We start from the raw sequence: 11,531 nt of genomic DNA on the forward strand, positions 1-11,531 counted from the left end.
CCGTCCGGCTGCGGCAAGTCCTCCACGGCCCTGGCGGTGCTCCAGCTGCGCCGCCCGTCCGGTGGTGAAGTCCGCTTCGAGGGGCGGGAGTTGACGTCCCTCGCCGAACGCGAGCTGCGCCCGCTGCGCCCCCGTATGCAGCCCGTCTTCCAGGATCCCTACGGCTCGCTGAGCCCCCGCCACCGCATCCGCGACGCCGTCGCCGAACCGCTGAGGGTCCAGGGCCGCTGGGATCCCGCCGCCGGCCCGGCCCGGGTCGCCGAACTCCTCGACCGGGTCGGCCTCGACCCCGCGTACGGCGACCGCCGGCCGCACGAACTGTCCGGTGGCCAGTGCCAGCGCGCCGGCATCGCCCGCGCCCTGGCGTCCCAGCCGCGGCTGCTGGTGCTCGACGAGCCGGTGTCGTCACTCGACCCGTCGGTACGCGCGGGCGTGCTGAACCTGCTCGCCGGCCTCCAGGACGACCTGGGCCTCGGCTACCTGTTCATCTGCCACGACCGGGCGGTCGTACGGCACTTCGCGGACCGGGTCGTCGAGATGCGCGAGGGACGCGTGAGCGTCACTTCGGGGTAGCGGCCTCGATCACCTGGCGGAGCCCCTCGGCGAGCTGCCCGGCCTCGGGCGCGCTCTTCGGATCGAAGGTCCACTGCGCCATGAGCCCCATCATCAGGGTCAGATAGAAGTAGCCGACGGTGTCCACCCGCTCCTCGGGGACGTCGTCCTCGCTGCCGCCGTGGAAGAGCGTCACGATGCCGCGCGCACCCTCCCGCTGGGCCCGCGCGAGATGCTCCCGCACCTCCGGCAGCTGGTCCCCCATGGCCACGATCTCCATACTGAGCCGCCACATCGAACCGGGCTCCCGCATGGTGGAGATGATGTTCGCCCACACCTCGGTGAACCGCTCCAGCGACCCCGGCTCCCCGCGCAGCTCGCCGCCGCCCTCGAAGGCGTCGGACATGCCCTCCACCATCTCGATGTAGGCCTGCGCCAGCAGCGCGTCCTTCGAGCCGTAGTGGTAGCCGATCGACGCCAGGTTCGTCCCCGACTCCTTGACGATGTCGCGCGCGGTCGTGCGCAGGAAGCCCTTCGCCAGCAGGCAGCGCTTGGCGCCTTCGAGCAGATCCTCACGGTGTCCCATGGCTCGTCACCCTACTCCGGTGTCCAGACGTCCGTCTTAAACAAGCGTACTAGACAAGCGTTTAATACGACCGTACAGTCCTGCCCATGACGACGAACCCCACCCCGCCGGCCCGCGCCGGCCGCCGCGAATGGACGGCGCTCGGCGTGCTGATGCTGCCGTTGCTGCTGGTCTCGATGGACGTCTCCGTCCTCTACTTCGCGATCCCCGCGATCAGCGCCGACCTGGAGCCGAGCGGCACCCAGCAGCTGTGGATCTTCGACATCTACGGCTTCGTCCTGGCCGGCCTGCTGATGACGATGGGCGCGCTGGGCGACCGCATCGGCCGCCGCAAACTCCTGCTGTTCGGCGCCGCCGCCTTCGGCACGGCCTCCCTGGTCGCGGCGTACGCGAACAGCGCCGAGACCCTGATCGCCGCCCGCGCGGTCCTCGGCATCGGCGGCGCGACGCTGATGCCGTCGACGATGGCGCTGGTGCGCACGATGTTCACCGACCCCGCGCAGCGCACCAAGGCGATCGGTGTGTGGTCGGGTGTGATGACGGCCGGCATCGCGCTCGGCTCGGTGCTGAGCGGGGTGCTCGTCGAGCACTTCTGGTGGGGCTCGGTCTTCCTGGTCAACCTGCCCGCGATGGTGTTGCTCCTGGTCCTGGGGCCCGTCCTGCTGCCCGAGTCGAAGAGCCCGCGCCCGGGCCGCTTCGACTGGCTGAGCGTTCCCCTGTCGATGGCGGCGGTGCTCCCGGTGATCTACGGCCTGAAGGAGCTCGCGGCGCAGGGCTGGAACGTGCGGTACGTGATGTCGGTGACGGTCGGCCTGCTCTTCGCCGCGCTGTTCGTCCACCGCCAGCGCACGGCAAAGTCCCCGCTGATCTCGCCGGCACTGTTCCGGAGCCGCGGCTTCACCCCGGCCGTCGTCCTCAACCTCGTCGCCGCGTTCGGCATGATGGGCTCGGCCTACTTCACGACCCAGTACATCCAGTCGGTCCTGGACAAGAGCCCGCTCGAAGCGGCGCTGTGGAGCCTGCTGCCCTCGGTGCCCATCGGGCTGGCGGCCCCGGTCAGCGCCCAGCTCGTGCAGCGGGGCGTGCCCCGCGCGTACGTCGTCGGCACAGGCTTCGCGGTCACCGCCGGCGGCTACGTACTGCTGGCCCTGACCGGCACGGACTCCCTGTGGCTGCTGCTGGCCGCGTGCGCCGTCCTGGCCTGCGGTGTCGTCGCCGTCATGTCGCAGGTGACGGACCTGGCCCTGAGCGCCGCCCCGGTGGAGAAGGCGGGCGCGGCCTCGTCGCTGCTGGAGACCGGCACGGAGTTCGGCGGCGCGCTGAGCATGGCGTTCCTCGGCTCCATCGGCACGGCCGTGTACCGCCATGAGATCCCGGCCTCGGCGCCCGCCCCGGCCCGCGAGACCCTGGGCGGCGCCCTGGCCGTCGCCGACCGGCTTCCGGGGCGCGCGGGGGACGCCCTGGCGACGGCGGCACGCGAGGCCTTCACCAGCGGGATGCACGCGGCGGCGCTCACGGGCGCGGTGCTGCTGGTCGGGGCGGCGGCAGCGGCGACGGTGACCCTGCGGCGGGTCCGGGTACGGCAGAACGCCGGACGGGCTGATCAACTCAGCCCGTCCGGCGTGTGAAGACGAACCCGTTCGGAGGCGAACGGGGGGTCCGGGGGCGTCAGCCCCCGGGGTGCATCAGACCAGGTTCACCGAACGAGCCGAGGTCGCACCGATCTCCGCCGCGACCTCGGCCAGCACACCGGAGGTCACCGTGTCGTCCACGGTCAGCACCGCCAGCGCCTCGCCGCCGGCCACGGCCCGCGACACCTGCATACCGGCGATGTTGATGCCCGCCTCGCCGAGGATGCGGCCCACCGTGCCGACGACACCCGGCCGGTCCTCGTACTTCAGGACGACCATGTGCTCGGCGAGCGCGAGGTCGACGTCGTACTCGCCGACGGCGACGATCTTCTGGAGGTGCTTGGGGCCGGCGAGCGTGCCGGAGACCGACACCTCCTCGCCGTCGGCGAGGGTGCCGCGCACGGTGACGACGTTGCGGTGCTCGGTCGCCTCCGAGCTGGTGGTCAGCCGCACCTCGACGCCGCGCTCCTGGGCGAACAGCGGGGCGTTGACGTACGACACCGTCTCGTCGACGACGTCCTCGAAGACACCCTTGAGGGCGGACAGCTCCAGCACCTTCACGTCGTGCTGGGTGATCTCGCCGTACACCTCGACGTCGAGGCGGACCGCGACCTCACCGGCGAGCGCGGTGAAGATCCGGCCCAGGCGCTCGGCGAGCGGCAGGCCCGGCTTGACGTCCTCGGCGATGACGCCGCCCTGGACGTTCACCGCGTCCGGCACGAGTTCACCGGCGAGCGCGAGACGCACGGAACGGGCGACGGCGATACCGGCCTTCTCCTGCGCCTCGTCGGTGGAGGCACCGAGGTGCGGGGTGGCGACGACCTGGTCGAACTCGAAGAGCGGCGAGTCGGTGCAGGGCTCCTTGGCGTACACGTCGAGGCCGGCACCGGCGACCCGGCCCTCCTTGAGGGCGGAGTACAGCGCCTCCTCGTCGACGATCCCGCCGCGCGCGGCGTTGACGATGCGCACGCTCGGCTTGACCTTGCGCAGCGCCTCGTCGCCGATCAGGCCGAGGGTCTCGGGGGTCTTGGGGAGGTGGACGGTGATGAAGTCGGAGACCTCCAGCAGCTCGTCCAGCGACAGGACCTTGACGCCCATCTGCGCGGCGCGGGCCGGCTGGACGTAGGGGTCGTAGGCGACGACCTTCATGCCGAAGGCGGACATGCGCTGCGCGACGAGCGCGCCGATGCGGCCGAGGCCGACGACGCCGAGGGTCTTCTCGGCCAGCTCCACGCCCGTGTACTTGCTGCGCTTCCACTCGCCGTTCTTGAGCGCGGCGTTCGCCTGCGGGATGTTGCGGGCGGTGGCGAGGAGGAGACCGCAGGCGAGTTCGGCGGCGGTCACGATGTTCGAGGTGGGGGCGTTGACGACCATCACGCCGGCCTTGGTGGCGGCGGAGACGTCCACGTTGTCCAGGCCGACGCCGGCTCGCGCGACGACCTTGAGCTTCTTCGCGGCGGCGATCGCCTCGGCGTCGACCTTGGTGGCCGAGCGGATCAGGATCGCGTCCACGTCGGCGATGGCGGGGAGCAGTTCGGCTCGGTCCCCGCCGTTGCAGTGCCGGATCTCGAAATCCGGGCCCAGCGCGTCGACGGTGGCGGGCGACAGCTCTTCAGCGATGAGTACGACTGGTTTCGAGCTCACGTGAGTCCTCACAAGTCCAATGCTGCGGACGGCCGTCCCGACGGCCGCAGGCGGTGGAGGGGGGCTAGCCGCGTGGAAGACGCACGACGCTGTGGGCCTGACGCGTATGTAGTGCAGCAGTCTAGTGGCGCCGAGGGCGTCGTCTTACGCCGCTGCGGAAGGATCACCCGTCCGTGGCCGGACGGGATGGACAACGCCGCACTTCCGACGTTACCCCGGGTCAGCCGAAGGGGCCGGAGCCTGTCGCTCCGGCCCCTCGGCCGTGAGGCTTACGCCTCCTCGTCGACCCAGCTCATGAGCTTGCGCAGCTCCTTGCCGGTGGTCTCCAGGAGGTGCTCGGAGTCCTGGGTCTTGTACTCGTTGTACTTCTTCAGACCGCCGTGGTACTCGTCCATCCAGGCCTGGGCGAACGTGCCGTCCTGGATCTCGGCGAGAACCTTCTTCATCTCGGCCTTGGTGGCGTCCGTGATGATCCGCGGGCCGGTGACGTAGTCGCCCCACTCGGCGGTCTCGGAGATCGACCAGCGCATCTTCTCCAGGCCGCCCTCGTACATGAGGTCCACGATCAGCTTCAGCTCGTGCAGGCACTCGAAGTACGCGATCTCCGGCTGGTAGCCGGCCTCGGTCAGCGTCTCGAAGCCCGCCTTCACCAGCGCGGCCGTACCACCGCAGAGGACGGCCTGCTCACCGAACAGGTCGGTCTCGGTCTCCTCGGTGAAGGTCGTCTTGATGACGCCGGCGCGGGTGCCGCCGATGCCCTTGGCGTACGACAGGGCCAGCGCGAAGGCGTTGCCCGTGGCGTCCTGCTCGACGGCGGCGATGCAGGGAACGCCGCGGCCCTCCTCGTACTGGCGGCGGACCAGGTGGCCCGGGCCCTTCGGGGCGACCATGCAGACGTCCACGCCGGCCGGGGGCTTGATGAAGCCGTAGCGGATGTTCAGGCCGTGGCCGAAGAACAGCGCGTCGCCGTCCTTCAGGTTGTCCTTGATGTGCTTCTCGTAGACCTCGGCCTGGATCGGGTCCGGGACGAGGATCATGATGACGTCGGCCTCGGCGGCGGCCTCCGACGGCGTCACCACACGCAGGCCCTGCTCCTCGGCCTTGGCCTTGGACTTGGAGCCCTCGTGCAGACCGACGCGGACGTCGACACCCGAGTCACGGAGCGACAGCGCGTGGGCGTGGCCCTGGCTGCCGTACCCGATGACCGCGACCTTGCGGCCCTGGATGATGGACAGGTCGGCGTCGGCGTCGTAGAACAGCTCGGCCACTTTGGGTTCTCTCCTCGGGAGTGCAGGTGTTGCGTCCCACCGTATGACGGGGGGCGGAAGGGAAGTCTGAGGGTCTCGGCATACGGGCGGCCGACGGCGCGCCGACCGCCCGTTTCAGGTCTTACGCCGACCGGTCCAGGGCGCGCAGCGACCGGTCCGTGATGGAACGGGCCCCGCGGCCGATCGCGATCGTGCCGGACTGGACGAGCTCCTTGATGCCGTACGGTTCCAGCATCTTGAGCATGGCGGACAGCTTCTCGCCGGATCCGGTGGCCTCGATGGTGACGGCCTCCGGGGAGACGTCGACGGTCTTGGCGCGGAACAGCTGGACGATCTCGACGATCTGGGAGCGCGTCTCGTTGTCGGCGCGGACCTTGACCAGGACGAGTTCGCGCTGCACCGCCTGCGACGGCTCCAGCTCGACGATCTTCAGCACGTTGACGAGCTTGTTGAGCTGCTTGGTCACCTGCTCCAGCGGCAGGTCCTCCACCCCCACGACGATGGTGATCCGGGAGATGTCGGGGTGCTCGGTGACGCCGACGGCGAGCGAGTCGATGTTGAAGCCGCGGCGGGAGAACAGCGCGGCGATCCGCGCGAGGATGCCGGGGGTGTTCTCCACCAGGACGGAGAGCGTGTGCTTGGACATGATCTCTTCGGTCTCTCTCGCTCAGTCGTCTTCGTTGTCGCCGAAGTCGGGGCGGACGTCCCGGGCGGCCATGATCTCGTCGTTGGAGGTGCCGGCGGCGACCATCGGCCAGACCATCGCGTCCTCGTGGACGATGAAGTCGACGACGACCGGGCGGTCGTTGACGGAGTTCGCCTCCTCGATGACCTTGTCGAGGTCGTCCGGGGACTCGCAGCGGATGGCGTAGCAGCCCATGGCCTCCGACAGCTTCACGAAGTCGGGGACGCGGGTGCCGCGGGCCTCGGGGTTGACGTCGTCCGGGCCGGAGTGCAGCACGGTGTTGGAGTACCGCTGGTTGTAGAAGAGGGTCTGCCACTGGCGGACCATCCCGAGGGCGCCGTTGTTGATGACGGCGACCTTGATCGGGATGTTGTTCAGGGCGCAGGTGGTGAGCTCCTGGTTGGTCATCTGGAAGCAGCCGTCGCCGTCGATCGCCCAGACGGCCCGCTCGGGGGCTCCGGCCTTGGCGCCCATGGCGGCCGGGACGGCGTAGCCCATGGTTCCGGCCCCGCCGGAGTTCAGCCAGGTGCCCGGCTTGTCGTACTCGATGAAGTGGGCGGCCCACATCTGGTGCTGGCCGACGCCCGCCGCGAAGATCGTGCCCTCGGGGGCGAGCTGCCCGATGCGCTCGATGACCGCTTGCGGGGAGAGCGAGCCGTCGCCGGGCTGGTCGTAGCCGAGGGGGTAGGTCTCGCGCCAGCGGTTCAGGTCGTTCCACCACAGGCTGTAGTCGCCCTGGTGGCCCTCGCTGTGCTCCTTCTGCACGGCCTGGATCAGGTCGGCGATGACCTCGCGGGCGTCGCCGACGATCGGCACGTCGGCGGCGCGGTTCTTGCCGATCTCGGCCGGGTCGATGTCCGCGTGGACGATCTTGGCGAAGGGCGCGAAGCTGTCCAGCTTGCCGGTGACGCGGTCGTCGAAGCGGGCGCCGAGGGCGACGATCAGGTCCGCCTTCTGCAGGGCGGTGACGGCGGCCACGGAGCCGTGCATGCCGGGCATGCCCAAGTGCTGCGGGTGGTCGTCGGGGAACGCGCCGAGCGCCATCAGGGTGGTGGTGACAGGCGCGCCGGTGAGCTCGGCGAGGACCTTCAGCTCCGCGGTGGCCTTGGCCTTGAGCACGCCGCCGCCGACGTACAGCACGGGCCGGCGGGCCTGGGTGATGAGCTTGGCGGCCTCGCGGATCTGCTTGGCGTGCGGCTTGGTCACGGGCCGGTAGCCGGGCAGGTCCATGGTGGGCGGCCAGGAGAACGTGGTCTTCGCCTGGAGGGCGTCCTTGGCGATGTCGACCAGGACCGGGCCGGGGCGGCCGGTGGAGGCGATGTGGAACGCCTGGGCGATGACCCGGGGGATGTCCTCGGCCTTGGTGACGAGGAAGTTGTGCTTGGTGATCGGCATGGTGATGCCGACGATGTCCGCCTCCTGGAAGGCGTCCGTGCCGATCGAGGCGGAGGCGACCTGGCCGGTGATCGCGACCAGCGGCACCGAGTCCATGTGGGCGTTGGCGATCGGCGTGACCAGGTTGGTGGCGCCCGGTCCGGACGTCGCCATGCAGACGCCGACCTTGCCGGTGGCCAGCGCGTAGCCCTCGGCCGCGTGACCGGCGCCCTGCTCGTGGCGGACCAGGACGTGGCGCACCCTGGTGGAGTCCATCAGCGGGTCGTAGGCCGGGAGGATCGCACCGCCGGGAATGCCGAATACCGTGTCGGCGCCGACCTCCTCGAGTGAGCGGATGAGGGACTGCGCGCCCGTCACCTGCTCGGGGGCGGAGTGCTGTCCTCCGGATCGGGGCCGGGGCTGCGGGTGATGGGCCCCGGTGGCCTGCTCGGTCATCGGCATTCTCTTCTCAGATGCTGAGGGTTTTTGCGAGGTTTGAACAGTTTTCGACTGCTGCACGAACGGTGCCTGTGCAACAAAAAACCCCTCGTGCCATAAGGCAAGCGAGGGGAGCGCGCCGGGTGGGGTCGCTGAGCGGTCGAGGCTCAGCGTCAGCCGACGCGCTTTCCAAGTACGAGAATTCGGGTGCGCATGGCACAGACCCTCCCCCCGGCACGCACTCACTGTCAAGTGGGTGGGACGGGAGTCTCATTATGTGAGCGGAGGGCCGTACCGCCTCCGATGACGGCGGACACGCCCGAGCTGTACACCCGCGGGGCACCGCCCGCGAACGCCGGTTCGGCCGGTTCGTGCGGCACCGGATAATGGCCGGAAGCGAGCGCCCGGCGCAGCCGGTGCTCGTCGAGCGGTCCGGAGAACGCCATGCCCTGCCCGTGCGTACAGCCCATCGCGCGCAGGGCGACGACCTGCTCGGGCAGGTCGACCCCGTCGGCCACGGACTTCAGCCCGAGGTCGCCGGCGATGCGCAGCAGCCCACTGGTGATCTTGTGCAGGCGGGCCGACTCGACGACGCCCTCGACCAGGCTGCGGTCGAGCTTCAGCACGTCGACGGGCAGCCGCCTCAGGGCCGTGATCGCCCCGTAGCCGCTGCCGAACCCGTCGAGCGCGATCCGGACCCCGACCCGCCTGAGGGCACCCAGCCGCCGCTCCAGCTCGTCCAGGCCGACCCTGGGGTCGGCGTCGGACAGCTCGATGACCAGCGACCCGGACGGCAGCCTGTGCCGCGTGAGCAGCGCCTCGATGGTGCCGAGCGGCATCGACCGGTCCAGCAGCCGGCGGGCGCTCATCCGGACGACGACCGGCGCGGACAGCCCGGCCGCGTGCCGCTCGGCGGCCTGCTCGACGGCCTCCTCGATCATCCACCGGCCCAGCTCGGCGGTCTTGTCGCTGTCCTCGGCCACGCGCAGGAACTCCGCCGGGGTGAACAGCACCCCCTGCGAGGAGCACCAGCGCGCCTGGGCGGACACCGACGCGATCCGGCCGTCCTCCAGGGACACCACCGGCTGGTGCAGCAGGGCGAACTCCCCGTCGTGCAGCGCGGCCCGCAGTCGCGTGGCCAGCTCCGCCTTGCGTACGACGTCCTGCTGCATCTGCGGCTTGTACAGCTCGACGCGGCCCTTGCCGCCGGCCTTGGCGCGGTACATGGCCAGGTCGGCGTTGCGCAGCAGCTCGCCCGCGCCGAGGCCGGCCTCGGCGAAGGCCACGCCGATGGAGGCGTTGACACGGACATCGTTGCCGTCGATGACGTACGGCTGGGACAGCGTCGTCCTGAGGCGGTCGGCGAGCTCCAGTATGTGCCGCTGCCGGGCCTCGCGGTCGCGGGTGTTGTCCCCGGCGATCAGGGCCGCGAACTCGTCGCCGCCCAGCCGGGAGGCGGTGTCGCCGTGCCGGACGGAGTCCTGCAGGCGGCGGGCGGCCTGGACGAGCAGCTCGTCCCCGGCCTGGTGCCCGATGGTGTCGTTGACGGCCTTGAAGCCGTCGAGATCGATGAACAGCACGGCCGTGTTCCGCAGGGCCACGCCCCGGTCGGAGGCGCGGCGGCCCGACAGCGCGTGCTGGACGCGCTTGGTGAACAGGGCGCGGTTGGGCAGGTCCGTGAGCGGGTCGTGCTCGGCGTTGTGCTGCAACTGGGCCTGGAGCCGCACCCTTTCGGTCACGTCCCTGCTGTTGAAGATGAGGCCGCCGTGATGGCGGTTGACGGTCGACTCGACGTTCAGCCAGCCTCCGTCACCCGAGCGGAAGCGGCACTCGATGCGCGTGGTGGGTTCCTCGACCGGATTGGCGGCGAGGAAACGCCGCACCTCGTGCACGACGCAGCCGAGGTCCTCCGGGTGGATGAGATGGGCCAGCTCCGTACCCACCAGCTCCTCCGCCGGGCGGCCGTAGACACCGGCGGCGGCCGGGGAGACGTACCTGAGGACGCCGCTGGGTGCGGCGATCATGATGACGTCGCTGGAGCCCTGCACCAGGGAACGGAAGTGGTTCTCCTTCTGGGCCAGTTCCTGGGTGAGGGTGATGTTGTCGAGCAGCATGATGCCCTGGCGCACCACCAGCGCGAGCACGACCGTGCCGCCGGTGAGCAGGACCACGCGGTCGACGCTGCGGCCGTTGAGGACGTTGTAGAGGATCCCCAGGGTGCACACGGCGGCCGCGAGATACGGCGTGAGGGCGGCGAGGGAACCGGCGATGGGCCGGGCGGCCGGGTACCGGCCGAGCTCGCCTCCGGGCAGGGGCGGAGGGTGGTGCGGGCCGCTGCGCTGCCCGGGCACGTGCTCGTGCACCACGCGTGTGTGCCCTGCCGTGTTCTGCCGGTCCGGGCCGGGCCGGTCGGTGTCCGGCGTGCGGGACCCGGCCCACGGGGCGTAGGCCAGGAGCAGCGAGCCGGCGAACCAGCCCGCGTCGAGCAGCTGGCCGGAGTGGTAGTCGTGGTGCATCAGCGGTGAGGTGAACAGGGCGTCGCACATCACGGTCAGCGCGAGCGCGCCGATCGCGGTGTTGACGGCGGAGCGGTTCACCGCGGACCGCCTGAAGTGCAGCGCGAGGACCATGCTGACCAGTGCGATGTCGAGCAGCGGGTAGGCCAGCGACAGCGCGATGTGTGCCACGCCGGGCCCTTCGGACTTCGCGGCCTGGGCGAGGGCGAGGCTCCAGGCCAGTGTGAGCAGCGAGCCGCCGATCAGCCAGGCGTCCAGCCCGAGGCAGACCCAGCCGGCCTTGGTGACCGGCCGCTTGGCGAGCACGAGCAGCCCGACGATCGCGGGCGGCGCGAAGCAGAGGAAGAACAGGTCGGCGTAGCTGGGACTGGGCACGGGCTGTCCGAGGACGACCTCGTACCACCCCCAGATCAGGTTGCCCAGGGACGCCATGGCCGAGGAGAGGCAGAACAGCAGCCAGGCGGGTCGAAAGCGGGTGCAGCGGCTGCGGCCGTAGAGGAAGCACGACACGGCGGCGGCGGCCGCAGCGGCGCTCAGCCCGAAGTCGCCCATGATCAGGGCCAGTTCGCGCGAACCCCAGCCGAACGCGGAACCGACGGCGTATCCCGCGCAGACCAGGACGAGGACGAGTTGGAGGGCCGGGCCCGGCCCCCGGCCGGGCCCGGCCCTCCAACTCGTCCTCGTCCTGGTCTGCGCGGGATACGCCGTCGGTTCCGCGTTCGGCTGGGGTTCGCGCGAACTGGCCCTGATCATGGGCGACTTCGGGCTGAGCGCCGCTGCGGCCGCCGCCGCCGTGTCGTGCTTCCTCTACGGCCGCAGCCGCTGCACCCGCGTTCG

Annotated in this window: 8 protein-coding genes; 2 read left to right on the plus strand and 6 right to left on the minus strand. The window is 70.7% G+C overall.

Translation table 11 applies throughout. From position 1 onward, the window contains the following. A partial coding sequence (locus CCL05_RS38255; protein ID WP_086565227.1) for an ATP-binding cassette domain-containing protein occupies positions 1–573 on the plus strand: 573 nt, incomplete at its 5' end. Here the strand turns inward: CCL05_RS38255 and CCL05_RS38260 are convergent. Further along, a complete protein-coding gene (locus tag CCL05_RS38260; protein ID WP_086565228.1) occupies positions 560–1,138 on the minus strand; it encodes a TetR/AcrR family transcriptional regulator in 579 nt (192 codons plus the stop codon). The genes CCL05_RS38255 and CCL05_RS38260 overlap by 14 nt on opposite strands. Before the next feature lie 86 nt (positions 1,139–1,224). Between CCL05_RS38260 and CCL05_RS38265 the strand changes: the two genes are divergently transcribed. Continuing rightward, positions 1,225–2,766 (plus strand): MFS transporter, encoded by a 1,542-nt coding sequence (locus tag CCL05_RS38265; RefSeq protein WP_086565229.1) that lies wholly within the window; start codon positions 1,225–1,227, stop codon positions 2,764–2,766. A 57-nt stretch (positions 2,767–2,823) separates the two neighbouring features. On the opposite strand, the gene serA is transcribed toward CCL05_RS38265, so the two are convergent. The 5 genes from serA to CCL05_RS38290 all read right to left on the minus strand — a co-directional run bounded on the left by serA (position 2,824) and on the right by CCL05_RS38290 (position 11,447). Then, complete coding sequence (serA, locus tag CCL05_RS38270) at positions 2,824–4,413, minus strand: phosphoglycerate dehydrogenase (RefSeq protein ID WP_086565230.1); 1,590 nt, start codon at positions 4,411–4,413, stop codon at positions 2,824–2,826. 269 nt (positions 4,414–4,682) lie between these two features. Next, positions 4,683–5,681, minus strand: a complete 999-nt coding sequence (gene ilvC, locus CCL05_RS38275) for a ketol-acid reductoisomerase (protein WP_086565231.1) — start codon at positions 5,679–5,681, stop codon at positions 4,683–4,685. A 121-nt stretch (positions 5,682–5,802) separates the two neighbouring features. Further along, positions 5,803–6,327: an acetolactate synthase small subunit gene (gene ilvN, locus CCL05_RS38280; protein WP_010048631.1), complete on the minus strand. Its 525-nt coding sequence runs from the start codon at positions 6,325–6,327 to the stop codon at positions 5,803–5,805. 21 nt (positions 6,328–6,348) lie between these two features. Continuing rightward, the gene (locus tag CCL05_RS38285; protein WP_208641707.1) at positions 6,349–8,196 is read right to left on the minus strand and encodes an acetolactate synthase large subunit; all 1,848 of its coding nucleotides are present in this window, start codon (positions 8,194–8,196) and stop codon (positions 6,349–6,351) included. Positions 8,197–8,426: 230 nt separating this feature from the next. Continuing rightward, a complete protein-coding gene (locus CCL05_RS38290; RefSeq protein ID WP_425275974.1) occupies positions 8,427–11,447 on the minus strand; it encodes a putative bifunctional diguanylate cyclase/phosphodiesterase in 3,021 nt (1,006 codons plus the stop codon). Between the last annotated feature and the right edge of the window lie 84 nt (positions 11,448–11,531).

This window comes from Streptomyces africanus (assembly GCF_002150735.1).
GTDB classification, from domain to species: Bacteria; Actinomycetota; Actinomycetes; order Streptomycetales; family Streptomycetaceae; genus Streptomyces; species Streptomyces africanus.

Bases quoted from the DNA above. Each gene is read 5' to 3' on its own strand.
- CCL05_RS38260 (WP_086565228.1), bottom strand. From the start codon at position 1,138: ATGGGACACCGTGAGGATCTGCTCGAAGGCGCCAAGCGCTGCCTGCTG.
- CCL05_RS38265 (WP_086565229.1), top strand. From the start codon at position 1,225: ATGACGACGAACCCCACCCCGCCGGCCCGCGCCGGCCGCCGCGAATGG.
- ilvN (WP_010048631.1), bottom strand. From the start codon at position 6,327: ATGTCCAAGCACACGCTCTCCGTCCTGGTGGAGAACACCCCCGGCATC.
- CCL05_RS38285 (WP_208641707.1), bottom strand. From the start codon at position 8,196: ATGACCGAGCAGGCCACCGGGGCCCATCACCCGCAGCCCCGGCCCCGA.
- CCL05_RS38290 (WP_425275974.1), bottom strand. From the start codon at position 11,447: ATGATCAGGGCCAGTTCGCGCGAACCCCAGCCGAACGCGGAACCGACG.